The sequence below is a fragment of the Neisseria sicca genome, assembly GCF_014054945.1.
In the GTDB taxonomy this organism is placed as follows: domain Bacteria; phylum Pseudomonadota; class Gammaproteobacteria; order Burkholderiales; family Neisseriaceae; genus Neisseria; species Neisseria sicca.
On record NZ_CP059566.1, the window covers coordinates 1,319,097 to 1,343,260 of the forward strand.

Consider the following 24,164-nt stretch of genomic DNA (forward strand, 5'->3'; position numbering starts at 1 on the left):
CCTTTTTCCTTTATAGTGGATTAACTTTAAACCAGGACGGCGTTACCTCGCCTTGCCGTACTATCCGTACTGTCTGCGGCTTCGTCGCCTTGTCCTGATTTAAATTTAATCCACTATAAAACTGCCCAAACCGGTTTAACAAAAATCCAAATACCCATACAGCGGCGCAACCCTTCCTACATAAATGAAGTAGCGCAGAAATGTCGGATAAAGCGTCGTCTGAACCCCTCCTATTCCCGATAATCTTTTGCCATATCTTGAAAACCACACCGCTAAACCGTAAAATTACACCTTACTAAATTTGATATAAATTTACATCCAACCCATCTTCCCCGCCAATTATGATGACCCGCCTTACCGCCTATCGGAAAACCCTCCTCATCTGCCTGATTTTATGGGCATCCATCGTCGCCGTTTTCTCCGCCGAACGTTTCTTCATGCTGCACCATTTCGTTTCAGACGACATCCGCAGCCGTTATACGGGCGATTTGGCGGCTTTGTTTGTCAAAGGGCTGTTGTTCGACATCAAAATCGCCTCCTTTGCCGCCGCCTTCCCCTTCCTGATCGGGCTGTTCGGACTGGCTACGCAGAAAACCGCCGCCTTTACCCTACGCCTCCTGCCTACCGTCGCAACCGTCCTTTTCCTGACCGCCTTTGCCGCCGCGCTGGGCAACTGGTTCTATTACAGCGTTTACGACCGTCAATTTGACGTCTTCGTCTTCGGGCTGGCGGACGAAGACACCCGCGCTGTCCTGAAAACCGTCTGGTCGGACTATCCCGTCATCCCTTGTCTTGTCGCCTTGATTGCCGCAGCTTTCGTTTTCGGCAAAATCTTCAGCCTCATCCGCCGCCGCACCCGCTTTCAGACGACCTCATGGGGGAAAACCGCTTGGATTGCCGCTATCCTCTTACCCATCCTCGCGCTTGCCGCAGGCATACGCGGCTCGTTCGGCAAATTCCCTCTACGCCAGACCGCCATGCAGATTTCCGCCGCACCGCAAATCAACAAACTCGTTCCCAATGCCCTGACCTCCCTAAGCTGGGCAGTCAACGAATACCGCAACAGCAACGACTTCCATCCCGTCTCCGACGAAGACGGCAGCCGGCTCATCAGCACCCTGCTCGATAAAAAAACCGACGCCGACTTGACGCAGCTCTTTGCCCAAACCGCCGCAAACGCCGCCGTCGAAAAACACCGTCCCAACGTCGTTCTCACCGTCATGGAAAGCATGAGCGCACATCTCTTGAACATGGACAATCCCGAACGGGACCTCTTGGGCGAACTGGGCAAACACTGGCAGCAAGACTGGGTGTACCGCAAATTCGTTTCCGAGGGAGACGGCACCAGTGACACCTTGCACCGCTTCTTCGTCCGCAGCCCGCGTCTCAACCTCAGCCAATCCCTTGCTAAAAACAAAATCTTCCCCGGCAATATGTTCAAACCCTATCTCGATGCCGGCTACCGCGTCGTCTATATTACGGCGGGTAACGGCGGCTGGCGCGATTTCGACACCTTCCTGCGGCACTTGGGCGTCAACGAAATCATCGATGAAAACACCCTCAAAACCCACTATCCCGAAGCCAAATCCGAAACATGGGGCGTACCCGACGAATTCATGTTCCGTTATGCCGAAGAAGAACTCGCGCGCGCCGAAAAAAGCGGCACGCCCGTATTCATCATGATGATGTCCGTGACCAACCATCCGCCCTACCGCCTGCCCGCGCCGCATCAGGCGAAAAACTTCCGTTTGGACGAACAAGAGCAAAAACGCCTTGCCAACCTCGCCTCAGGCAAAGAGCTGAATGAAATCTTCAACACTTTCCGATACAGCAACGACCAACTCGGCCGCTTTATCGGCAAAGTGAAAACCATCGCGCCCGACACCATTATCGCCGCCACCGGCGACCACAATATGCGCGCCATCGGCTATCCCGAATCCGCCGATGCCGCACTCGGCCACAGCGTCCCCTTCTACCTTTACGTCCCGCAAGCCTACCGCGGCAGCGCCGAATACCATCCCGAACGCGCAGGTTCGCACAAAGACATCCTGCCGACCCTCTACAACTTAAGCCTGTCCAAATCGCGCTACTACCAAACCGGCTGCAACCTCACCGCCCCGCAACCTGATTCCGCGTGGTGCGGCTACGGCTACAACCCCGAAGTCATCATCACGGAACGCGGTTTCTATCATCAACACAGCAAAGCATTCCACAAATGGGACAACAAAAACATCCAAACCGCCGAAAGCCGCCCAAGCACGCCGGATAACGAAGACCAAGCCATTATCCGTCGCGCCTCGGCATATACGCCGTTTCTTGAATGGCAGATCAACCGGATTGTCAGCACCCAATAAATCCGTTTATAGCCAAAGGTCGTCTGAAAAGTTTCAGACGACCTTTTTGCAAATAAGCCATATCCAATACCTTCCTGCCTTAAAGCAAATGCCAAACTGCCTAACAATACCGTCATAGTGTAGTAAAATAAAACGCGTTTTAGGCAGCGTGCCACATTACATCCGCGCAACACAACGCCTTACCGTTTGGCGGCAAATCCACTATATAATCTATGCCGCTTGCGCCCGTCACACAAGGAAACTCATGAAAAAACACATCTACTGCCGCCACAGCTTTGAAATCGAAGTCCCATTTTTCGATGTGGACGCCATGCACATCGTCTGGCACGGCAACTATGTGAAATACCTCGAAACCGCCCGCTGCGCCTTTTTGTCCGCCATCGGTTACGACTACAATGAAATGGCGCGGCAGGGATACAGCTGGCCGATTGTGCAGATGAACCTCAAATACATCCGCCCCGCCCGCTTCAGCCAAAAAATCCGCGTTGATATGGAAATCGTCGAAATAGAAAGCTGCCTGCGCATCGACTATACGATTTATGATGCGCAAACCAACGAAAAGCTCAACCGCGCTTCGACTACCCAAGCCGCCGTTTCGCTGGCAGACGGCCTGATGCAGTTTCAGACTCCGCAAAGCTGGCTGGATGCCGTGCAAACCCATCCGACCTTTACTCCTGCCTGACACTTTACGTTTTCAGACGACCCCGACCCTTCAGGTCGTCTGAAAAACAAACCTGAAAAGGAACAACATGAAAAAGACACTTACCGCTCTCGTGCTGACCCTTGCCAGCCCTGCCTTGTGGGCGTTTTCCACCGCCGAACTCGCCCAAACCCTGCAAAAACCGTCCAACGTACAAGGTGCGTTTACCCAGCAGCGTCAATTGAAATCCCTGAGCAAACCGATGGTTACAGGCGGGAAATTCGTCCTCGTCCCGAAAAAAGGCCTGTTGTGGCAAATGCAAAAACCGTTTGAAACCACCCTGCGCGTGCGCTCGGACGGCATCATGCAGTGGAACGGCAGCGCATGGACCAACCCCAACCAAGGCAAATTCGGACAAACCCAGCAAATCAAACTCTTCCTCGACCTGCTCGGCGGCAACACGCAAGGTTTGGAAAAACAATTCAACCTCGCCCTCTCTGGCAGCGAAAAACAATGGACGTTGAATTTGACGCCGAAAACCGCCGTTACCCGCCAAATTTTCAACCACATCGTTATCAGCGGCGACAGTGTAGTACGCAAAATCGAGTTGGACGAAAAACAAGGCGACAAAACTGTGATGCAGTTTAGAGAAGTGCAAACCGGCAAACCGTTAGACGACTTTGCCAAAAAAGCCCTGTAAACAAACCATCCGACAAACCCGCAAAGTCATCCTGTCGGCTTTTGAAGAACCTGCCTGACGGCTTGCCGCCCGCGTTTTCCTCTCCGCATGAGAGGTTGAGCGAGGGTGGCAAGCCGCAGGTTCGCATTTTATTAGGCACATATTTTTGCCCTAAGCCCAGTGCTTTCAGGATATGCCATTTGCCTCCACTTTCACGCCTACCGCCCTTTTCAGACGACCTCCATTTATCCCACCCTATTGTTCTTTAAATAATTTTACAAAAAAGCTATAATAGCCGTTCATCGAATAATTTTTGTTAATAGATAATGGGAAGCGACGTGAAAAAAGTGCTGCTGGTGTATTACTCGCAGACCGGACAATTGGCAAAATTGGCGCGGAATTTCGCCGAGCCTTTGCAGCAGGGCGGCGTCCATGTGGATTGCGTTAACCTTGAGCCACAAGAACCGTATCCGTTTCCGTGGTCGTTTTGGCGGTTTTTCAACACCTTTCCCGAAACCGTCCACCTGAAACCCGCGCCGATTCTGCCGCCCACCATTCCCGCCGACGATTACGACGCCGTGGTTATCGCTTATACCGTCTGGTTCCTCTCGCCCGCCCAGCCGATTACCGCCTTCCTGCAACGTGAAGAAACCCGCCGCCTGCTCAACGGCAAACCCGTGGTAACGCTTATCGGTTGCCGCAATATGTGGTTGGGCGCGCAGGAAAAAATGAAGTCGCTGTTGACACAAAACGGCGCAAAACTCATCGGCAACATCGTCAAAATCGACGCGTGCAACAGCGCCGCCAGCTTCATCACCACCCCCGCATGGCTGCTGTCGGGCGACAAACAATACTTCCGCGCCCTGCCCTCCGCCGGCATCGCAGACGGAGAGCTGGCCGACGCGGCGCGCTTCGGTGCAAAAATGCGGGATACCCTGTTGCAAAACAAAACCTTGGACGAAACCCTGTTTCAAAATATGGGCGCGGCCAAGGTGAACGAAAAACTGATTTTCAGCGAAAAAGCCGCCGGACGCAGCTTTTTCCTGTGGGGCAGGCTGCTGATGGCCGCCGGACGTGTGTCCCCCCTGCTTCGCCGCACCCTGCTGTGTTTTTATATCCTGTTTCTGCTGGCGATGATTCTGGTGTTGGTACCGGTGAGCGTATTGGTGAAAAAACTGCTGCATCCGCTGCTCAAAGGTCGTCTGAAAAAACTGGCGGAGTATTACAGCCAGCCCTCCAACGGATAAATCGGATTGCAGTTTCCGTCAAACATTCTGAGCGTTTCAGACGACCCCAAATAAAGAAAGCACTCCATGCCCGAAGTGATCCATTACCCCGAACGCCGCCGCTTCCAAATCGACATCAACGGTTTGGAAGCAGGCTACATCAGTTATACCGAACACAACGGAGGCTGGGACGTAGACCATACCGAAGTTTCGCCCAATTTCCGCAATCAGGGCATCGCCCGAATGCTGGTGGATGCGTTAACGGCATATGCCGAAGCACACGGCATCCCGCTCACCGCAAGCTGCGATTACGCGGCGCGGTTTATCGGCTGACCACTTATCATAGTGAGACAAAATAAGGCAAGGCAACGCCGTAGTATCCATATTTTGTTTCGCCATATAACAAAGAACCATGATTCCAAATAACACACTCAAAAACGTTTACCTCAACCGTACCGCCGCCTTCCTGCCCAACGCGCCCGTCGGCAATGATACGATAGAAGCCGTACTCGGCATGGCGGGCGAGCTGCCCTCGCGCGTGCGGCGCATGATTTTGCGTTCCAACGGCATCCAAACGCGGCATTACGCCATAGACCCCGACAGCCGCCGCGCCACGCATACCAATGCCGAACTTGCCGCCGAAGCAGTCCGCCGGCTGTTCGCACAAGGCATCGAGCCCGAAGACATCACCAGCCTGTCGTGCGCGACGTCCTACCCCGACCAGACCATGCCCGGACACGGCGTGATGGTACACGGCCTCTTGGAGATGCCCTCCTGCGAAGTGTTGAGCATGGCGGGCGTGTGCGCGGCAGGCATGGCGGCGATGAAACACGCCTACAACGCCGTACGCACCGGCGAACACGCCCACGCCGTCGCCGTCGCATCGGAAAACGCTTCGGCGGTGATGCGCGGCGAAGTGTTCCAACACGAAACCGACCATAAAAAGCTGGAAAACGCCTCCCCCGAAATCGGTTTTGAAAAAGACTTTTTGCGCTGGATGCTGTCGGACGGCGCGGGCGCGGCATACTTGTCCGACCGTCCCAATTCAGACGGCCTCAGCCTGAAAATCCGCTGGATAGAGCTGCTCTCCTACGCCAACGAAATGCCGCCCTGCATGTATGCCGGCGCAGAATTCCGCGACGGCGTGTTCGAAGGCTGGAAACACGCCGACCCCGAATACAGCCGCCGCCACAGCCTGATGGCGGTCAAGCAGGACGTAAAACTATTGAACGAAAACATCGTCCGCTATACGGTGGAAAAGCCGCTCGCGCAAATCGCCGCCAAACACGGCATCCGCGCCGACGAAATCGACTGGTTCCTGCCGCACTACTCTTCCGGCTTTTTCCGCGACCGCCTTTCAGACGGCCTGAAAAACATCGGCTTTGAAATCCCGCAGGAAAAATGGTTTACCAACCTCTACACCAAAGGCAACACCGGCTCGGCCTCGATTTACATCATCCTTGAAGAATTTATGCGCACTTTCCCACTGGAACGCGGTCAAAAAGTTTTGTGCTACGTTCCCGAAAGCGGGCGTTTCTCAACTTGCTTTATGCTTTTGGAAGCGGTATAGCAAACTGAAAAAAGGTCGTCTGAAACTATGGAAATCAAAGACATCCCGCAAGATGACAGCGAAAGCTACCACGGACATCTGAAAGTCATTTACGGCACGCGCGACGGGCACTACGAAGCCGGTACCAGCAGCGGCTGGCAGGACGAAGCCTACGCCACCGAAATGGCGGTCGCCGAACTCGACGAACAAACCCGCGCCGCCCGCGAAGCAGTGGCACGGGGCGAATATTCGCCGCTGTATTACCATATGTTCCGCTTCCGCCACGACGAAGCCGGTTTGGCAATGGCCGCGGGCGTATGGAAATGGCAGCTCCGCCGCCACCTGCGTCCCGAAATCTTCGCCAAGCTGCCTGACAAAACCCTGCAAAAATACGCCGACGCGCTGCAAATCAGCATAGACGAATTGAAGCGGACGGACGCGGATTAAGGCGAACCGGCCCTTGCTGACGGCGGCAACCTGCCCTGATTTGTTTTTCAGACGACCTCATCTGTGTTTGAAACGCAGCCGCCTAATTATAAAAATACTTCTAAACAGATATCTGATTGATACCCCCATGACCGAATTCCCACACCAGCATACCGCCCACTGCGAAAGCGGCGTAATGTCCACGCTGCTCAAATACCACGGCCACGACTTGGACGAAGCCATGATTTTCGGCATCGCCCATGCGCTGACCTTTGTCTGGCTGCCCGTCGTCAAGTTGGGCGGCATGCCGCTGGTTTCCTACCGCATCGCACCGCGCGGCATCATCAAAAACACCTGCAAGGCATTGGGGCTGAAATTGTCCGCCCGCAAATTTTCCAATGCCCAAAAGGGACAAGACGCGCTGGATGCCGCGCTTTCATCGGGCAAACTGGCGGGTTTGCAGACTTCCGTATTCTGGCTGCCGTATTTCCCGCCGCAAATGCGTTTCCATTTCAACGCACACAATCTCTTGGTGTACGGCAAAGACGGCGGCGACTACCTGATCAGCGACCCCGTGTTTGAAACAGTGCAGCGCTGCGCCGCCGAAGATTTGCAGCGAGCGCGCTTCGCCAAAGGCGTATTGGCCGCCAAAGGCATGATGTACACGCTGGAAAACGACAGGTCGTCTGAAAAAGTTAAGGCCGACTTACCCGCCATCATCCGCAAAGCCATACGCAAAAACGCCAAACAAATGCTCCCGCCCGTTTTTTTCGTCGGCGTAAAAGGCATCCGCACGTTGGCAAAAAACATCGAAGCCCTGCCTGCCAAACGAAATGAAAAATACCAAAAGCTGTTCCTCGGCCATCTCGTGCGGATGCAGGAAGAAATCGGCACCGGCGGCGCAGGTTTCCGCTATATCTACGCCTATTTCCTCGAGCAGGCCGCCCGTATCTGCGACAACCCCGCGTTTCAGACGGCCTCAGAACAAATGACCGCCATCGGCGACCAATGGCGGCAGTTTGCAGCAATGTGCGTGAAGCAGTGCAAAAAGCCGTCCGAAAACGGCTGTCGCGAAATCGCCGCGTTTTTGCGCAAGATTGCGGATGATGAAGAAGCCTTGTGGCGGGGATTGTTGAAATAATGGGGAATCATGCGGTATCGATAAATTTTCTGTAAACGTTTGCGCGCAGGTAAACCGATGCCGTAGCGATTTCACTATGCTCCACCCATACTAAGGCCGTCTGAAACCATGATTCAAATCCAATCCCTCTCCCACCGTTATCCCAAAGCCGAAACCGCCGCGCTGGACAATGTGTCGTTCGACATTGCCGACGGCGAATGTTTGGGGCTGCTCGGTCACAACGGTGCGGGGAAAACGACGCTGATGTCGCTTTTGGCAGGCTTGCAGGAAGTACGGCAGGGCGAAATTTTGTTTGACGGCAAGCCGTTGCGCCTGTTGAGCCGCAGCGAGCGGCAGAAAATCGGTTTGGTGCCGCAGGATTTTGCGTTTTACCCGCAGCTTTCGGTGTGGGACAACCTACTGTTTTTCGCCTCGCTTTACAAAGTGCGCGACAAAGGCCGTCTGAATGCGCTTCTAGAACAGACCGACCTGACCGCCCACAAAAACAAAGCGGCAAAGCATCTTTCGGGCGGGCTTAAACGTCGTCTGAATTTTGCCATCGGCCTGATTAACACGCCGCAACTGGTGTTCCTCGACGAAATCACGGTCGGCATCGACCCGCAGTCGCGCCGCTTTATCCTCGACAGCGTGGCGGATTTGACGCGGCAGGGGGTAACGGTGGTTTACACCTCGCACTATCTGTCGGAAATCGAGCAGCTTTGCGGCAAAATCGCGCTGCTGCAACACGGCAAACTGGTGTACCACGGCGGTTTGGACGAGCTTTTAAGTACGCAAACCGGTGTCGTGCGTTTTACCGTCGAACCACCGCTGCCGCCTCAAACGCTGGCAGCCTTGGGTGCAAAGCAAGTAGACAGCCGCGGCATGATGGAAACAACACACGATGCCGCCGCCGTTTACGCCGCCCTGCAACAAAGCGGCGCGCAAATCCGCTACTTCCAGCAGGGACACGGTTCGCTGGAAACGTTTTACCTTGATTTCCTGCGCAAAGACGAACCGGCAACAGATAAGCAAAATCTACAATGACGACTTCCTCCCTCCTCAAAGAACTCAAACTGCTCTGCCGCGACCTGCACGGTTTGGCCGTGTTGTTTGTGATGCCCATCGCCTTTATGCTGATTATGTCGTTGGCGCTGAGCCGCGACCAAGACCCGCACACCGACAGCCGCATTGCGCTGGTCGGCGCGGCAGACGACAGCGTCAATACCGCGCTGGCCGCTGCGCTGGAAAAAGAGCAGATTCATGTTACGCTGATGCCGTCTGAAAAACTGACCGACGCGCAAAACGGCCTGCACGACAAGCGTTTCCAACTGGTGCTGCACAACCCGAACCCCGCTTCCGGCAAAATCGCCGACAACAAAGCCTTGCAAATCTATGTACCGCCCGATACCGAGCCTTCATGGCTGGCGGCGGTCAAAGGCGTTTTGCAGCAGCACTACACCCAAACGCGGCTGGACGCCTATTTCGACAACAACGACGGCATCAAAATCGACAATAAAAAACTGCCCCGCGCCATCCGCAAAGACATCCAGAAAAAAGTCGATGAAAAAAACGACGAACAATTCGCCGCCGTGCAAACCTTTTTAGATAAAAAAATGCTGGAAGAACACTACCTGAGCGCAGGCAGCGGCAAGGTTGAAAAACCCAACGCCGTACAGCACAGCGTACCCGCATGGCTGATTTTCGGTATGTTTTTCATCATGATACCGCTGTCGAACGTCATGGCGCTGGAACGCCAGACCAACACCATCACCCGCCTGCGTCTCGCCCGCGCCTCCGCGTTCGGCCTGATTGCTGCGAAACTCGTCCCCTATTTCCTGATTAACCAGCTTCAGTTTGCCGGAATGCTGCTGCTCGGCCGCTACCTGCTGCCCGAAATCGGCGTGCCCGCACTCATACTCAACGGCAGCCTTGTTCCCTATGCGCTGCTGTCCGCCGCCGTCAGCGCCGCCGCACTCGGCTACGCGCTTTTGGTCAGCGTCTGCGCCAAATCCACCGAACACGCCGTCGTTCTCGGCGGCGGCGGCATCATCCTGATGGCGGCAATCGGCGGCATTATGGTACCCGCTCACGTCATGCCCGAAACCATGCAGCAACTCACTTGGATTTCCCCGATGGCATGGGGCTTGAAGGCTTTTCAAGAACTGCTGCTCAACCGCAGCGGACTGGACGGAATCGGCCGCTACCTCATCCTGCTGTCCGCCTTCGCCACCGCCACCCTGACTGCCGCCGTGCTGGTTTACCGCAGGCAGTTGCAAACGCAGGTGCGGTTTTAGTTCGTCTGAAAACGAGTGTGGCGGGTTGCACTAAAACACAAGCCAACATCCAACCCCACCCCAAACACGAAAGCAAAAAATGTCCTACACCTTTACCTTGGCAGAACACGCGCTGGAAGCGGAATTGAAAAAGCTGATCCTGCAAGAAGCCGACAAGACCGATGACGTTGCCGCCGAAGACTTTACCGACGATGCGCCGTTGTTCGGCGACGGCAGTCCTATCGATTTGGATTCGCTCGACGCGCTGCAAATCTGTGTCGCGCTGCAACAGTATTTCCAAGTGCGGCTGCAAGGCGACCGCATGGTGCGCAAGCATATGATGTGCGTGCGCGATTTGGCGGCGTTCGTCCGCGCGGAGCATGGGGCATGAGCTGGGTTTGCGGTACGGCGGCCACCTCCGCGCTGAATCCGCAGGCGGATTTCAGACGACCCGATGCGGTGTCTTATACGTTTTTAAACCAGCCGCAGCAGGCCGCTTATTTCCGCACTTTTGCCGACGACAGTTTGGGGAGTACCGCTTTTGCGGATATTGCCGAACAACATTTGCGCCGCGCCGCCGAAGATGCCGGATGGTCGTCTGAAAGCTGGCACAACGCGCCAGTGTTCATCGGTTCAAGTTCCTACGCCATCGCCGAATACGAAAACCGCCGCCGTGCGGGCGATACAGACATTGCGGAACACGGCCTGCTCTATCTTGCCGAAGATTTGCGCAAACGCAGCGGCAACCGGCAGATTTTCAGTTTGGCGACCGCCTGCACCTCGTCCGCCCATGCGCTGATTCAGGCAGACAATTGTTTGCGCGGTGGGGCGGAACGCGCCTTCGTCCTCGGCATCGAAAACCTCAACCGCCTGACCTTGCTGCATTTTCACAGCTTGGGTTTGTTTACCGAACGCTATCAGCCCTTCGGCGGTAACGGTCTGATTTTGGGCGAAGGTGTTGCCGCACTCGCCCTCTCTGCCACGCCGCCCGACTGTGCAGGTCGTCTGAAACTCGTCGGACACGCCGCCAATACCGGCAACGACCTGATTCAAAGCAACAGTAAGGCTTTAGAGCAGGTTATCCGCCGCGCCTTAAACATCGCCGCCGTTGCACCCGAAAACATCGCTGCCGTCAAAGCCCACGGCATCGGCACCGCCGACAGCGACGCCGCCGAATTGGCTGCGCTGGAAAACGTGTTCGGCACCCTGCCGCCGCTGATGGCGTTCAAAGCGCAAATCGGTCATACCCTCGGCGCAACCGCCGCCCTCGAAACCGCGCTGCTCTTGTCCGCCCTGAAACAAGGCGGCGGCACCGATTATCAAGGACGCGAAATCCGTTTTTCAGACGACCTTTTCTGTCTTGCCAACCATTTCGGTTTCGGCGGCAGCAACACAGCTATGGTATGGCAATGGCAATCATAAATCCCGACATCCGCATCACCGCCGCCGCGCGTTTCGATACCGAAGCCGCCGTCGGCAACAAAATCCTCAAACAAACCTTGCAGCAGCAAAGCGGCGCAGACGCCCGCCGCCTCAGCCGCCTGAGCCTGATTGCCGCACTCGGCGCAGGCCTGTTACGCGGACAAGGCGAAATCCGCCCCGATTGCGCCGTCTTCCTCGGCACGCCGTTTTCCTCGCCTTCCGTGTTTGAAAAAATGGCGGACAACGTGCTCAACCACCATGCCGCCATGCCTTTCGACTTCATCGCCAACCTGCACAACGCCCCCGTTTTTCATGCCGCACAAACCCTAGGCACGCACGGCGCGACGTTGGCGGTTGCCACCGAACGCCATTTGGAAACCCGTTTCCACCCCCTGCTGCTCGCCGCACAATCCTTGCCAAACGGCGGACAGGCCGCGGTCGGCTGGGCATACGAACACCAAGCCACCCACGCCGATACGCGCGAAGGCAGCATTTGGATTTTGCTTGGACACGGCGCGGAACACGGCGTTCCCGTTACCTTGGGCGGACAAACTAAAGAAGCTGAAAGGCCGTCCCGTCAGGCGGCTGCGCACTCTGAAACGCAAGGATATTATTGGCAGGACATCGCCGATTTTTTGGAAACATTGTTCCTTGCCGACGGTTTATCATCCGGCAAAACCAACCCAATCATGATGGCGCGCGCAGAAATTCTATGAGGTCGCAAACGCAAAACGTGTTCCGAAATACGCCGCTGCCTCCGTACCGACAGGTCGTCTGAAAATCCGAAACTGTCTTCTGTTTCAAACACATTTTCAGACGACCTGTTTCTTTCCCCTGCCGATTATCCATTCGGATTGTCAATGCACCCGACTTCCCCATAAAATGCCGTAGACACACTTCAAACCCATTTGAAAAATGATGACTACCTACCGCCGCGCCTACACCGTCTTCACCGCCCTGCTGACCCTGTTCCTCATCTACACGGTCTCCACGCAAAATTGGCTGCAAACCGACCTGACCGCGCTGCTGCCGAGCGAACAGCAGCCGGACGCGCTTTTGACGGCGGCGGACAAGGCGGGCGAAGAGCAGTTGAACACGCAGGTGATTTTGCTGGCGGGCAGCAAAGACGCGGAAACGGCGTTTCAGACGACCTCCGAGATTGCGGCTTTGTGGCGTAAAAGCGGCGTGTTCGAGCAAGTGGACAGCAGCGTGACGCCCGACTTGGACAAGGTGCGCAAGGACATCGGCAAGCTGGGGCTGGCGCTGCTGCCAAACGAACAGGTGCGTCTGCTGTTTGAGCATCCGCAAGCGTATTTTCAGGCGCGGGCGGAAGCGGCGGTCAACCCGTTTGCCGCGCCCTCGCCTTTGTCTTTGGAACAAGACTGGCTGGGCTTCGGGCGTTTTGTCGCGGGCAAGGCGAATCCGCAAAGCCGTTTGCAGTGGAACATGGACAACGGAATGCTGTTCACCGAAGGCGACGACGGGAAAACTTGGGTTTGGCTGCGCGGACGGCTGGCGGCGGGCGACAATTTTTCCGGCAACGACGCCCTTCTGCCGCTGATGGCGGAAAGCCGCAAACTGGCAAAAGCCAAAGGCGCGGACACGCTGGCGGCAGGCGGCGCGCTGTTTGCCGCCGCGTCCAAAACAGAGGCGGAGCAGGAAAGCCGGCTGATGAGTACAGTCGGGATGCTGCTGACCTTCGCGCTGCTGCTGTGGGTATTCCGCAGCGTCCGCGTGTTCTGGCTGACGCTGCCTTTGGCAGCGGGGATGCTGACCGGTCTGGCGGCGGCTTTGCTGTTCTTCGGCGAGGTGCATATCCTGACCATCGTCATCGGCACGAGTTTGGTCGGGATGTTGGTGGATTTCCCACTGCACTGGCTCGCGCCTTCGGTATTCGGCACACGGGCGAAAAACGGCAAAACGGCTTTTTCAGACGACCCCGTCTGGCAGGCAGAACCCGCCATGAAACATGTCTTGCCGAGCTTTACCGTCAGCCTGCTGATTACGGTATTGGGCTACGCGCTCTTGTGGTTCACGCCGCTGCCCGTATTGCGGCAGACCGCCGTGTTTTCAGGGTTTGCGCTGGCGGGCGCATTCGGCGCGACGGTGTTGTGGCTGCCGCCGCTGTTTCAGCGTTACCGCGCCAAAACCGTGCCGTTTGCCGCGCTGACCGAACGGCTCTACGCGCTGTCGGGTCGTCTGAAAATCCGTCTGCACAAACGCGGCTGGCTGATGGTCGGCGGCGTGTTGCTGGCGGTCGGGCTGTGGCGCAGCGACTGGCGCGACGACATCCGCCAGTGGGTCAACATGCCGTCTGAAATGCTGGCGGAAGTGCAACGCATCGGGCAGTTGAGCGGCGCGGATTTCGGCGGCAAATACTTGGTTGCCGAAGCGCCGAGCGAAGACGCTTTATTGATGAAAACCGCCGAACTCGGCCGCGCGCTGCAACCCCTCGTCGCGCAAGGCAAGCTCGTCAGCTTCCAATCTCCCGACCAGCTCCTGATGCCCGTATCCGAACAGAAAAAACTGCAAAACCGCCTGCGCGAGCTTTCCAAGCTGCCCGAAAGCCGCCAACCGCTTGTCGATATCGGCATTCCGCAAAAAACCCTACGCAACGCGCTGCTGCAAGCCGCCGATGCGCCGCCGCTGACGCTTGCCGACGCGCTGAAAACCGATTTGGCGGAAGCCTGGCGACCGCTGTATTTGGGTGAAGTCGAAAAAGGCCGTTTTGCCGCCATCGTGCGCCTGAACGGCATGACCGACGACACCGCCGTCCGCTCCGCCGCGCAAAGCGTAGCGGGCGTACATTGGGCGGACAAACGCGCCCACCTGAACGACCTTTTCCACCATACGCGCAATCAGGCGGCGTGGTTGAAACTGGTATCCTACGCGCTGGCATGGCTGGTTTTATGGCGTATGTTCGGCATGAAGCGCGGCACCAAAATCCTTGCCGTACCGCTCGCCGCCGCCGTCTGCACCGTCGCCGTACTCGGTCTGGCAGGCATCCCCGTCAGCCTGTTCGCCATGTTCGGCCTGCTTTTGGTGTCCGCCATCGGCGTCGATTACGCCGTCTATGCCCTCACCGCGCGACACAGCGCACCCGCGCGGCTGGGCGGGATGCTGCTTGCCGCCGCTACTACCGCCATCTCCTTCGCCCTGCTCGCCCTAAGCGGCACGCCCGCCGTCGCCGCCTTCGGCATTACGGTCACGGTCGGCGTAGCGTTCAATATTTGGCTGGCGGGGGCTTTGTTGAAAGATTGATGTTTAAAATAAAAAAAAACAAAAAGGTCGTCTGAAAACGGGTATGGCGGATTTTGCGCCAACCTGTTTTCAGACGACCTTTTTGACAATATCAAACGTAATCAAACCGCTGTCTTCTTGCAGAACATAAGTGGTTTAAGAAACAGCCTCAGGATGCCCTTATCCGCTCCCTTATCAAACCAAAACGCCTGCCTCTTTTTCGGGCAGGCATTTTCATGCGGTCATGATGTGCGGCTCAATATTTGACTGTCCAGCCTATCTCGCCGCCCGCGCGCATCGGGACGAGTTCGCCGTCGTCGTAAGGGACGCTTGCGGGGACGGTTTGGCTTTGTTTGACGAGCGTTATCGTGTCGGTGTTTTCGGGAATGCCGTAGAACCTTGCGCCGTTTTTCGAGGCGAAGGCTTCGAGTTTGTCCAACGCGCCTGCTTTTTCAAACACTTCGGCGTAAAGCTCGATGGCGGTCATGGCACTGAACATGCCGGCGCAGCCGCAGGCGTTTTCTTTGGCGGATTTGGCGTGCGGCGCGGAGTCGGTACCGAGGAAGAATTTGTGCGCCTTCTCGCCGGTAACGGCAGCGACCAATGCCTGACGGTGGGTCTCGCGTTTGAGTACGGGCAGGCAGAAGTGATGGGGGCGCACGCCGCCGACCAAGAGGTCGTTGCGGTTGAGCAGGAGGTGTTGCGGGGTCACGGAGGCGGCAACGTTGTCGTCTGCGTTCAAAACGAGGCGGGCGGCTTCGGCGGTGGTGATGTGTTCGAACACGACTTTAAGATTCGGCACTTGCGCCAAAACGGGTTTCATCACGCGCTCGATAAAGGCGGCTTCGCGGTCGAAAATGTCGATTTCGGAGTCGGTTACTTCGCCGTGAACGAGGAACAGGATGCCTTGTTTTGCCATTTCTTCCAAAACGGGAATGAGTTTGAACAGGTCGGTTACGCCGGAATCGGAATTGGTCGTTGCGCCTGCGGGGTAGAGTTTGAAGGCGACGATGCCGGCGGCTTTGGCTTCGCGCACCAGCTCGGGCGTGGCTTGGTCGGTCAGGTAGAGCGTCATCAACGGCTCAAACGCGCTGCCTTCGGGCAATGCCGCCATGATGCGCGCTTTGTAGGCAAGCGCGTCGGCTACGCTGACGACGGGCGGCTTGAGGTTGGGCATGATGACGGCGCGCCCCATCTGGCGGGCGGTATAGGGGGCAACGGCTTTGAGCGCGTCGCCGTCGCGCAGGTGCAGGTGCATATCGTCGGGGCGGATGATGGTCAGGGTTTGCATGGGTATTCCTTTTTAGATTTTTGGGTTTCAGACGACCCCTTGATGTTCCCTAGGGGCTGTCAATATTTCATTTTCCAAGTGGATTTTTGTTCACAAAGCGGAAGATGACGATTTGGAGATAAAAAGACACGGAAACTATTGAATGCCGACAGTCCCTAAGGTCGTCTGAAAAGACTATTGCACAAGGACAGGCTTGCCGTTGTAGGACTGATGCGTCAGGTAAAACACCGCCTGCACGGGCAACTGGTCGGACGGGGTGGTTTTGACGGTCAGCAGGGTTTCTTCCGGGCTGCCCGAAGCTCGCCACGCATAAGAAAGCTGACGGATCGCTATCGGCGATTCGGAGGCTTGATCGGTGCGCAATTCATTGTTCAAACCCTTCGGCGGGTTTTCCACCAACACCATAAACTGCTTGCGTATCAGGGTTTCGTCCGCACGCGCCGTCTTCACGCTGCAACTGTCGCCGGTCAGGCTCAAATAATAATCCGCGCCGTCCTGCGTTTTCTTCCAAACGGCAAGCGCATCCGGCTCGACGAAGCCTGCGGGCAGCCTGCCGATTTCTTCCGCGTTCAAAGCCGTCAGTTTTTCATTATCGGCAAAAGAGCGCACTTTATCGGCAGCCCCGTCAAAAGCGACGCAGCCTTGACGGAACAATTCCGCCGCCGCGTTCGCACGATCCGCCATCTGCTCGGGCGGCACTTCCTCCCTGCCGCACGCCGCCAATAAAGCGGAGAAAACGGCAAGCGTCAAAAGCCTTGAAATCGGACGTTTCGCCATTTTCAGACGACCTTTCATATAGATTTACAGTGGGGTAGGCAGGGAACAGCGTTCAGGGATAATAATCGTGCATTCTTTAAATTTTTCAGAACGACATTTTTCCAAAGCTAATTTTTCTGATTTTCCTTCCGTAGCAAAATAACCTTTCATAATAGCACGTCGCCCATTTTTTTACCTGTAGCTAACGCCTGACAGCCGTTCCTAATCCATGAATAAACTTCACAAGATTTAGTAGGATCCCTTTCTTCACATTTTTGGAGGGCGACACGCTTAGCCTCTTCCAACGAATCCTCATTTACGGAATCTGTAACAAACCCCGATTTTTTACTATATACTAATGCTCCATACTTTGATGGCAAGTTGACGATAACTACATTCGTATTGTTATAGGAACTGCCATTATTGTTATAAGAATTACCGACATTCCCCGATGGGTGATATCTATTATAAAGATCTTGCTGGTTATAACCGTAACTACGCAATTCCGGCGCATTCTGCAGCGCTCCGCGGGTTGGGTCGTATGCAAAAGAAAGTTCGGAATATCCCAGCAAAACCGAAAAGAGTAGAAAAAGTTGCTTTTTCATCATTTTCCTTCATTTAATAATGTAATAATAATTCGCTTGTAAAACTTAATAAAATCAAACTACAAGCTTCACAAGAAGGTGTTAAAAAGCTTTGAAATCGGACGTTTCGCCATTTTCAGACGACCTTTATTTGTGTTTCACAACCAGCGTGAACACGCCGTCTTCTTCGCGCGATTCGAGCAAGACATGCCCGGTCTGGCGGCAGAAAGCCTCAAAATCGCCGGGCGCGCCGCCGTCGGTCGCCAACACAGTCAGGACTTCGCCTGCCTCCATTTGCGCCAACGCTTTTTTGGTTTTCAAAATCGGCAAAGGGCATCTGAGCCCCTTCAAGTCTAAGGTGTGTGCGTTCATAGTTTCCGATGTTCCGTTAAAAGGATTAACATGAATTATACCGTACTTACTTGCACCCCACCCCGCCGAACCCATAAAATAAAGCCGTTTTTCACTTTGGAGCACACCATGCGCCGTCTCGCCCTCCTGACCCTCTGCCTCGCCGCCACGGCAGTCAACGCCGCCGGATTCAGCGAAAAAGATACCCCCTTCAACACACGCTACAAAGAAAGCCCCGAAGAAGCCGCAGCCCGCGAGTTCGCCGAACAAAAAGCCGTGCTCCCGCCCCTGCCCGACACCCAATCCGGCGACTGGTTCGACCTTTACGTCAGCGAAGACTACGGCAAACAGCCCAAAATCCTCCTCAGCAGCCTGCAAATCATGCCCTCTCCCGACGGCAGCATCCGCTACATCCTCAACGTCCGTTCCGACAAAGGCCATGACAACCTGACCGTCGAAGGCCTCTTCTGCGCCCGCTCTTCCTTCACATACGGCAAAGACAAACGCTCGTCTTATAAAGTGTTCGGCTACGGCGACACCGTCAACCGCCGCTGGATCGAGCCGCGCAAAGCCGAATGGAAACCCATAGGCTCGACCTTCAACAAAAACGACGCGATGCGCGCCGTCCTCTACCAAGCCTTCTGTATCGACGGCGTACCGAACACCACCGAAGGCCTGGTCAAACGCCTCAAAGAACGCGCCGGACGCTACGCGCCGAAAATGGTGCGCCACGACAAATAAAAGCCGTTTGACAGTTTCAAACATCAAAAAAGGTCGTCTGAAACATTTTCAGACGACCTTTGCCGTATTTCAAACCGTCAATCAGCGCGGATGAACCATATCGGCGGGGACGACCAGTTCGTCAAACTCTTCGCCTGTCAACAAGCCCAATTCGACGGCGGTTTCGCGCAGCGATTTGTCGTTTTTATAGGCGGTTTTGGCGACTTTGGCGGCGTTTTCGTAGCCGATTTTGCGGTTCAGCGCGGTAACGAGCATCAGGGAATGGTGCAGGAAATAGTCGATTTTTTCCGGTACGGGTTCGATGCCCTCGGCGCAGTTTTCGTTGAAGCTGTTGCACGCGTCACCCAACAGGCGGATAGATTGCAAGAGGTTGTAGGCGATAACGGGCATATAGACGTTCAGCTCGAAATTGCCCGACGCGCCAGCCATGCCGATGGTAACGTCGTTGCCGAACACTTGGCAGCACACCATGGTCATCGCTTCGCATTGGGTCGGGTTGACTTTGCCCGGCATGATGGACGAACCTGGCTCGTTTTCAGGGATTTTGATTTCACCCAGTCCGCAGCGCGGGCCGCTTGCCAGCCAGCGGATATCGTTGGCGATTTTGTTCAGGCTTGCCGCCAGCGTTTTTAATGCGCCCGAAGCGGCAACGGCGGCATCGCGTCCGCCCAAGGCTTCAAATTTGTTCGGCGCGCTGACAAACGGCAGGCCAGACAGTTCGGCGAGTTTGGCGGCGGCTTTTTCGGCGTATTCGGGATGACTGTTCAAACCCGTGCCGACTGCCGTGCCGCCCAAAGCGAGTTCGTACAAACCTTTGAGCGCGTCGTTCAGACGGCCTAAGCCGTGGTCGAGTTGGGAAACGTAGCCGGAAAATTCTTGTCCCAAAGTCAGCGGCGTCGCGTCCTGCAAGTGGGTACGACCGATTTTGACGATGGGGGCGAAGGCTTGGGCTTTTTTGTCCAATGTGTCGCGCAGGGCTTGGACGGCAGGGATGAGGTGGCGGTTGATTTCAATCGCGGCGGCAACGTGGATGGCGGTCGGGAACGCGTCGTTGGTCGATTGCGCGTGGTTCACATGGTCGTTGGGATGGACAGGCTGGTACGCCGCCAAACCCGTACCGGCGATTTCGTTGGCGCGGTTTGCCAGCACTTCGTTCATGTTCATATTGGACTGCGTGCCGGAGCCGGTCTGCCATACTACTAAAGGAAACTGCCCGTCGAGCTTGCCGTTCAACACGTCGTCCGCCGCCTGCGTAATCAAATCCGCCTGCTCAGGCTTAATCCTGCCGAGGGAAACATTGGTGGCGGCTGCGGCTTTTTTCACCAGCGCCAAAGCATAAATCAGCGGCTGCGGCAAGGTTTCGCCGCCGATTTTGAAATTGTTGCGGCTGCGCTGGGTCTGCGCGCCCCAATAGGCTTCGGACGGGACTTCGACATTGCCCATAGTGTCGTGTTCGGTACGGGTGCTCATGTGTTTCTCCTGAATTAAATGATAATGCAAATAATTTGCAAGCGTATTATAGCGGGCAGGAGGTCGTCTGAAAAGCGGGGGAAGGGGGTTTGAAGTAAGCAGTTTCGGACGGCGTTTTGAAAGCTGAAAAGAAGATTGAGGCAGACGAAGGAATTGTGTCTAACCTGTTTGGGCTATGCCAAAATGAAAAAAGGTCGTCTGAAAACCTTATTGATATTGATAGGTTTTCAGACGATCTGTGTTTACTTTAAAAAATCAAGCAATCAGTTTGCCATTTGTTTTGCCTGAACCGCTGTCAGGGCGATGGTGAAGACGATGTCTTCTACCAATGCGCCGCGGGAGAGGTCGTTGACCGGTTTGCGCAAACCTTGCAAAAGCGGGCCGACGCTCAGGACGTTGGCGCTGCGTTGTACGGCTTTGTAGGTGCAGTTGCCGGTGTTGAGGTTTGGGAAAATCAGGACGGTTGCCTGACCGGCGACGGTGCTTTCAGGGGCTTTGGTTTTGCCGATTTCAGGCACGGTAGCCGCATCGTATTGCAGCGGGCCGTCGATTTCCAAATCCGGGCGTTTTTCTTTTGCCAGTTTGGTGGCTTCAATCACGGCATCGACATCAGGGCCACTGCCTGAGTTGATGGTGGAGTAGGAAATCATGGCAACTTTAGGCGGAATACCGAAGGCTTTAGCGGTATCGGCAGATTGGATGGCGATATCGGCAAGCTGTTCGGGCGTCGGGTTCGGGTTGACCGCGCAGTCGCCGAAGACGAGGACTTGGTTTGGCAGCAGCATAAAGAATACGCTGGATACAAGGCTCGCGCCCGGTGCGGTTTTAATCAGCTGCAAGGCGGGGCGGATGGTGTTGGCGGTAGTATGAACGGCGCCGGATACCAAGCCGTCCACGTCGTTTTGCGCCATCATCATGGTGCCGAGGACAACGGTGTCTTGCAGTTGTTTGCGGGCATCTTCAGGGGTCAGACCTTTGGATTTGCGCAATTCGCACATCGGCTCGACGTATTGTTCGACCAATGTAGCGGGATCGACGATTTCCAAAGAGTCAGGCAGGTTGATGCCGCGTTCTTTGGCAACGGCTTCAACTTCTTCGCGTTTGGCAAGCAAGACGCAGCGGGCAATGCCTTTTTCGTGGCAGATGGCGGCTGCGGCGACGGTACGCGGTTCTGCACCTTCAGGCAGGACGATGCGCATATCGGCTTTGCGGGCAAAATCAATCAGGTTGTAACGGAATTGGGCGGGAGAAAGGCGGGAGGCTTCGCGTTTTGCCAACGCAGATACGTCTTTGAGCGCGCTGCTTGAGCCGTAGAATGTCAGTCCGGTCAGGCGGGCAACTTCTTCGCCTACGGATGCTGCCGCGCCTTCAATGATGAAGCCTTCCAAAAGGCCCGGAGAGTTGGTGTAAAGCTGTTTGGCAAGGTTGATTCGGTGTGCCACTTCGGCTGCGTCAGCACTATCAGATTGCAATGCCAAGACTACGCCTGCATCCAAAGACAATGCCAGCTCGACGTTTTTGCCGGACAGGAAGAGTTTGTCCGCATCGGGGGCGATACCTTCGATAACGAGTTTGTCGGTATTGAGTGCGACGGCTTTGCCGACCACAGCGTCAAACCAGTCGTCGCTTTTGCCTTGTGCCAACAGAGTTTCGGCGGATGCGTCGAGCGGTTGGAAAACTTGCGCGCCCAAAGCTTGGGCAAAGGCTTTGCTTGCTGCTGCCACGTCCAAACCGGCGGATACCGGAGCGACTAATAATTTAGCCATGATATGTGTCCTTTCTATTTGGAGGTTGTCCGTCTTGGAGGTTGTCCGTCGCCGCCGTGATGCGGACGTAACGGCAATGGCTTAATACTAACAAACAAATTGCGTTTCCAACAAGGTTAAATGTTAATGGATTGAGCGAAAATGCAATGGATTTTTAAGAAACGCTTAGAAAGCCGGTTAAAATTACCCCTCCCCTTTCCTTTTAATCTTTCCTGATTACTGCGGACAATGCCGTTTGAAATGAAAAAAGCCAAGCCCTGTAACATACAGAACCCAGCTGATAGCAACCATCTGAACAGGTTTTAATGAATACTCAAGATTTAAAGGATTCTTACCTTCAAATTCGAGTTTTCAGACGACCTCCCGTTTCGGCAACCAAATCTGCCGTAGGTCAGATTCTTGAATCTGACATCTCCATCTGCCACAACGCGTAAAGAAAATAGAAACATCAAATATTCGTCGGATACAAATATCCGGACTACACATTACACAGCAATGACGCCGCAACTGATTTTCTTCCGCAACGCAAAGACAAAAAGGTCGTCTGAAAACCTTAAATCAGGTTTTCAGACGACCTTTCATTCTAGCAGACCGATTAAGTCAACCCATCAAGCCTGTTTCAACTTCGCATCGGCATCGCGCAACGCGGTGCGCAGACCTTCCTCGATAACGGGATGGTAGAACGGCATATCCAGCATTTGCGGAACGGTCATCTTCATTTGATGCGCCCATGCCAACAGGTGCGCCAAATGTTCGGCGGCCGGGCCTAAGATTTCCGCGCCGATGAAGCGACCGGTAGCTTTTTCGGCATACAGGCGCATATGGCCTTTGTTTACCAGCATCACGCGGCTGCGGCCTTGGTTTTTAAACGATACTTCGCCGATGACAAATTCGTCAGGTTGGTATTGCGCGGCAACTTGCGCGTATTTCAAACCGACAAAGCCGATTTGCGGATTGGTAAACACCACGCCGATGGTGCTGCGGCGCAAACCGCTGCCGATATTCGGGTAGCGGCCCGCGTTGTCGCCGGCAATCTTGCCTTGGTCGGCAGCTTCGTGCAGCAGAGGCAGTTGGTTGGACGCGTCGCCCGCGATGAAGATATGCGGAATGCTGGTTTGCATGGTCAGCGGATCGGCAACGGGTACGCCGCGCGCGTCTTTTTCGATATTGATGTTTTCCAAACCGATATTGTCAACGTTCGGACGGCGACCTACGGCTGCTAGCATATATTTGGCAACAAATACGCCTTTTTCGCCGTCCTGCTCCCAATGAACCTCTACATTGCCGTCTACATCGAGTTTGACCTCGGTTTTAGCATCCAAATGCAGTTTCAATTCTTCGCCGAACACAGCTTTTGCCTCGTCTGAAACGACGGGATCAGAAATGCCGCCGATGATGCCGCCCAAGCCGAAAATTTCAACTTTCACGCCCAAACGGTGCAATGCCTGACCCAGTTCCAAACCGATAACGCCCGGTCCGAACACGGCGACGCTCTTAGGCAGCGTATCCCATGAGAAAACGTCGTCGTTGATAATCAAACGGTCTCCCAAAGACTGCCACTGCGGCAGGATAACGGGACGCGAGCCGGTAGCAATCACAAAGCTTTTTGCCGTGATTTGGGTATGGTCGTCGATTTGGACGGTATTCTCGTCGATAAATTTAGCCGAACCCATAATGCGCTTGTCGGCAGGCCACTCTTCCACATCGGCAACGACAAAACCGACAAAACGGTCACGCTCGGATTTGACGCGCTGCATGACTTCTTCGCCGTTGACGACGATGCTGTCTTTATCCAAATGCACGCCGAACGGGTCGGTATGTAATGCGTGATGGCGCGCCTCTGCGGCAGCAATCAAGAGTTTGGAAGGCATACAGCCCACGCGCGCGCAGGTCGTGCCGAACACGTTGTTTTCAATCAGGTAAACATTATCCGAATGTAAACGGGCATTGCGAAACGCGCCCATGCCGGCAGTACCGCCGCCGATTACGACGACATCTGCTTGAATTTTTTTCATAATCTTTGTCCTTTTTTGTTGAGCGTCCGAAGCGGTATCAGCGTGAAGCGTATCAGGTTTTCAGACGACCTATTTAATAAACTATCAAAAATAAAAAATCGATAGTTATTTTTAAAATATTGATTTAAAACAATAATCTCAAATTCTACTTGTAAATATAGAGCTATTCAGAACGACCGTGTAGCGTATCGTCTGAATAACTCTATTTTTCTGTTCAGACGGTTTTATTCAAACCGTCTTTAGGGTTTGTCGACATTCAAT

The 24,164-nt window shown here is 54.9% G+C and carries 22 protein-coding genes; 15 read left to right on the forward strand and 7 right to left on the reverse strand.

The genetic code is table 11. From position 1 onward, the window contains the following. Positions 1-341: 341 nt before the first annotated feature. The 14 genes from H3L95_RS06425 to H3L95_RS06490 all read left to right on the forward strand — a co-directional run bounded on the left by H3L95_RS06425 (position 342) and on the right by H3L95_RS06490 (position 14,950). Entirely contained in the window at positions 342-2,354 is a 2,013-nt protein-coding gene (locus H3L95_RS06425) for an LTA synthase family protein (RefSeq protein ID WP_003759134.1), read from the forward strand. 244 nt (positions 2,355-2,598) lie between these two features. Continuing rightward, positions 2,599-3,036, forward strand: a complete 438-nt coding sequence (locus H3L95_RS06430) for an acyl-CoA thioesterase (protein WP_040668630.1) — start codon at positions 2,599-2,601, stop codon at positions 3,034-3,036. Positions 3,037-3,103: 67 nt separating this feature from the next. Then, a complete protein-coding gene (locus H3L95_RS06435) occupies positions 3,104-3,694 on the forward strand; it encodes a LolA family protein (RefSeq protein WP_003759132.1) in 591 nt (196 codons plus the stop codon). Between the two features lie 317 nt (positions 3,695-4,011). Next, entirely contained in the window at positions 4,012-4,920 is a 909-nt protein-coding gene (locus tag H3L95_RS06440) for a flavodoxin family protein (RefSeq protein WP_040668644.1), read from the forward strand. 66 nt (positions 4,921-4,986) lie between these two features. Continuing rightward, positions 4,987-5,232, forward strand: coding sequence for a GNAT family N-acetyltransferase (locus tag H3L95_RS06445; protein WP_003759129.1), 246 nt, complete (start codon positions 4,987-4,989; stop codon positions 5,230-5,232). Between the two features lie 79 nt (positions 5,233-5,311). Beyond that, the gene (locus H3L95_RS06450; protein WP_003759126.1) at positions 5,312-6,469 is read left to right on the forward strand and encodes a beta-ketoacyl-ACP synthase III; all 1,158 of its coding nucleotides are present in this window, start codon (positions 5,312-5,314) and stop codon (positions 6,467-6,469) included. A 27-nt stretch (positions 6,470-6,496) separates the two neighbouring features. Next, a complete protein-coding gene (locus H3L95_RS06455) occupies positions 6,497-6,895 on the forward strand; it encodes a DarG family dialkylresorcinol biosynthesis protein (protein ID WP_003759125.1) in 399 nt (132 codons plus the stop codon). A gap of 127 nt (positions 6,896-7,022) precedes the next feature. Then, entirely contained in the window at positions 7,023-8,015 is a 993-nt protein-coding gene (darH, locus tag H3L95_RS06460) for a BtrH-related acyltransferase DarH (RefSeq protein WP_003759123.1), read from the forward strand. Between the two features lie 108 nt (positions 8,016-8,123). After that, the gene (locus tag H3L95_RS06465; protein ID WP_003759122.1) at positions 8,124-9,038 is read left to right on the forward strand and encodes an ABC transporter ATP-binding protein; all 915 of its coding nucleotides are present in this window, start codon (positions 8,124-8,126) and stop codon (positions 9,036-9,038) included. Further along, positions 9,035-10,288 carry an ABC transporter permease gene (locus H3L95_RS06470; protein WP_003759120.1) on the forward strand — a complete coding sequence of 418 codons (1,254 nt, stop codon included), beginning with the start codon at positions 9,035-9,037 and terminating at the stop codon, positions 10,286-10,288. Before H3L95_RS06465 ends, H3L95_RS06470 begins: the two co-directional genes overlap by 4 nt. 79 nt (positions 10,289-10,367) lie before the next feature. Then, positions 10,368-10,658 carry a phosphopantetheine-binding protein gene (locus H3L95_RS06475; protein ID WP_003759119.1) on the forward strand — a complete coding sequence of 97 codons (291 nt, stop codon included), beginning with the start codon at positions 10,368-10,370 and terminating at the stop codon, positions 10,656-10,658. Beyond that, entirely contained in the window at positions 10,655-11,689 is a 1,035-nt protein-coding gene (locus H3L95_RS06480; RefSeq protein ID WP_003759117.1) for a beta-ketoacyl synthase N-terminal-like domain-containing protein, read from the forward strand. Before H3L95_RS06475 ends, H3L95_RS06480 begins: the two co-directional genes overlap by 4 nt. Then, the gene (locus H3L95_RS06485) at positions 11,671-12,405 is read left to right on the forward strand and encodes a hypothetical protein (protein WP_003759115.1); all 735 of its coding nucleotides are present in this window, start codon (positions 11,671-11,673) and stop codon (positions 12,403-12,405) included. Before H3L95_RS06480 ends, H3L95_RS06485 begins: the two co-directional genes overlap by 19 nt. A gap of 199 nt (positions 12,406-12,604) precedes the next feature. Next, the gene (locus H3L95_RS06490) at positions 12,605-14,950 is read left to right on the forward strand and encodes an MMPL family transporter (protein WP_003759110.1); all 2,346 of its coding nucleotides are present in this window, start codon (positions 12,605-12,607) and stop codon (positions 14,948-14,950) included. A 235-nt stretch (positions 14,951-15,185) separates the two neighbouring features. On the opposite strand, the gene pyrC is transcribed toward H3L95_RS06490, so the two are convergent. The 4 genes from pyrC to H3L95_RS06510 form a co-directional block, all read right to left on the reverse strand. After that, the gene (gene pyrC, locus H3L95_RS06495) at positions 15,186-16,220 is read right to left on the reverse strand and encodes a dihydroorotase (protein WP_003759106.1); all 1,035 of its coding nucleotides are present in this window, start codon (positions 16,218-16,220) and stop codon (positions 15,186-15,188) included. A 174-nt stretch (positions 16,221-16,394) separates the two neighbouring features. Continuing rightward, a complete protein-coding gene (locus H3L95_RS06500) occupies positions 16,395-16,997 on the reverse strand; it encodes an NMCC_0638 family (lipo)protein (RefSeq protein WP_040668628.1) in 603 nt (200 codons plus the stop codon). A gap of 146 nt (positions 16,998-17,143) precedes the next feature. Further along, positions 17,144-17,584, reverse strand: coding sequence for a DUF4189 domain-containing protein (locus tag H3L95_RS06505; RefSeq protein ID WP_003759102.1), 441 nt, complete (start codon positions 17,582-17,584; stop codon positions 17,144-17,146). Between the two features lie 123 nt (positions 17,585-17,707). Next, a complete protein-coding gene (locus H3L95_RS06510) occupies positions 17,708-17,932 on the reverse strand; it encodes a sulfurtransferase TusA family protein (RefSeq protein ID WP_009311572.1) in 225 nt (74 codons plus the stop codon). 108 nt (positions 17,933-18,040) lie between these two features. Here H3L95_RS06510 and H3L95_RS06515 point away from each other — a divergent pair, with 108 nt between their 5' ends. Further along, entirely contained in the window at positions 18,041-18,652 is a 612-nt protein-coding gene (locus tag H3L95_RS06515; RefSeq protein WP_040668642.1) for a CNP1-like family protein, read from the forward strand. An 81-nt stretch (positions 18,653-18,733) separates the two neighbouring features. On the opposite strand, the gene fumC is transcribed toward H3L95_RS06515, so the two are convergent. The 3 genes from fumC to H3L95_RS06530 all read right to left on the reverse strand — a co-directional run bounded on the left by fumC (position 18,734) and on the right by H3L95_RS06530 (position 23,903). After that, a complete protein-coding gene (fumC, locus tag H3L95_RS06520; protein ID WP_003759099.1) occupies positions 18,734-20,122 on the reverse strand; it encodes a class II fumarate hydratase in 1,389 nt (462 codons plus the stop codon). A 263-nt stretch (positions 20,123-20,385) separates the two neighbouring features. After that, positions 20,386-21,888, reverse strand: coding sequence for a phosphate acetyltransferase (gene pta / locus H3L95_RS06525; RefSeq protein ID WP_003759097.1), 1,503 nt, complete (start codon positions 21,886-21,888; stop codon positions 20,386-20,388). Positions 21,889-22,496: 608 nt separating this feature from the next. Then, a complete protein-coding gene (locus tag H3L95_RS06530; RefSeq protein ID WP_003759093.1) occupies positions 22,497-23,903 on the reverse strand; it encodes a dihydrolipoyl dehydrogenase in 1,407 nt (468 codons plus the stop codon). Positions 23,904-24,164: the final 261 nt, after the last annotated feature.

Excerpts from the sequence above, each read along its gene's own strand:
- H3L95_RS06425 (WP_003759134.1), top strand. The coding sequence starts at position 342 with ATGATGACCCGCCTTACCGCCTATCGGAAAACCCTCCTCATCTGCCTG.
- H3L95_RS06430 (WP_040668630.1), top strand. The coding sequence starts at position 2,599 with ATGAAAAAACACATCTACTGCCGCCACAGCTTTGAAATCGAAGTCCCA.
- H3L95_RS06435 (WP_003759132.1), top strand. The coding sequence starts at position 3,104 with ATGAAAAAGACACTTACCGCTCTCGTGCTGACCCTTGCCAGCCCTGCC.
- H3L95_RS06445 (WP_003759129.1), top strand. The coding sequence starts at position 4,987 with ATGCCCGAAGTGATCCATTACCCCGAACGCCGCCGCTTCCAAATCGAC.
- H3L95_RS06450 (WP_003759126.1), top strand. The coding sequence starts at position 5,312 with ATGATTCCAAATAACACACTCAAAAACGTTTACCTCAACCGTACCGCC.
- H3L95_RS06455 (WP_003759125.1), top strand. The coding sequence starts at position 6,497 with ATGGAAATCAAAGACATCCCGCAAGATGACAGCGAAAGCTACCACGGA.
- darH (WP_003759123.1), top strand. The coding sequence starts at position 7,023 with ATGACCGAATTCCCACACCAGCATACCGCCCACTGCGAAAGCGGCGTA.
- H3L95_RS06465 (WP_003759122.1), top strand. The coding sequence starts at position 8,124 with ATGATTCAAATCCAATCCCTCTCCCACCGTTATCCCAAAGCCGAAACC.
- H3L95_RS06470 (WP_003759120.1), top strand. The coding sequence starts at position 9,035 with ATGACGACTTCCTCCCTCCTCAAAGAACTCAAACTGCTCTGCCGCGAC.
- H3L95_RS06475 (WP_003759119.1), top strand. The coding sequence starts at position 10,368 with ATGTCCTACACCTTTACCTTGGCAGAACACGCGCTGGAAGCGGAATTG.
- H3L95_RS06480 (WP_003759117.1), top strand. The coding sequence starts at position 10,655 with ATGAGCTGGGTTTGCGGTACGGCGGCCACCTCCGCGCTGAATCCGCAG.
- H3L95_RS06485 (WP_003759115.1), top strand. The coding sequence starts at position 11,671 with ATGGCAATGGCAATCATAAATCCCGACATCCGCATCACCGCCGCCGCG.
- H3L95_RS06490 (WP_003759110.1), top strand. The coding sequence starts at position 12,605 with ATGATGACTACCTACCGCCGCGCCTACACCGTCTTCACCGCCCTGCTG.
- pyrC (WP_003759106.1), bottom strand. The coding sequence starts at position 16,220 with ATGCAAACCCTGACCATCATCCGCCCCGACGATATGCACCTGCACCTG.
- H3L95_RS06500 (WP_040668628.1), bottom strand. The coding sequence starts at position 16,997 with ATGGCGAAACGTCCGATTTCAAGGCTTTTGACGCTTGCCGTTTTCTCC.
- H3L95_RS06505 (WP_003759102.1), bottom strand. The coding sequence starts at position 17,584 with ATGATGAAAAAGCAACTTTTTCTACTCTTTTCGGTTTTGCTGGGATAT.
- H3L95_RS06510 (WP_009311572.1), bottom strand. The coding sequence starts at position 17,932 with ATGAACGCACACACCTTAGACTTGAAGGGGCTCAGATGCCCTTTGCCG.
- H3L95_RS06515 (WP_040668642.1), top strand. The coding sequence starts at position 18,041 with ATGCGCCGTCTCGCCCTCCTGACCCTCTGCCTCGCCGCCACGGCAGTC.
- fumC (WP_003759099.1), bottom strand. The coding sequence starts at position 20,122 with ATGAGCACCCGTACCGAACACGACACTATGGGCAATGTCGAAGTCCCG.
- pta (WP_003759097.1), bottom strand. The coding sequence starts at position 21,888 with ATGGCTAAATTATTAGTCGCTCCGGTATCCGCCGGTTTGGACGTGGCA.
- H3L95_RS06530 (WP_003759093.1), bottom strand. The coding sequence starts at position 23,903 with ATGAAAAAAATTCAAGCAGATGTCGTCGTAATCGGCGGCGGTACTGCC.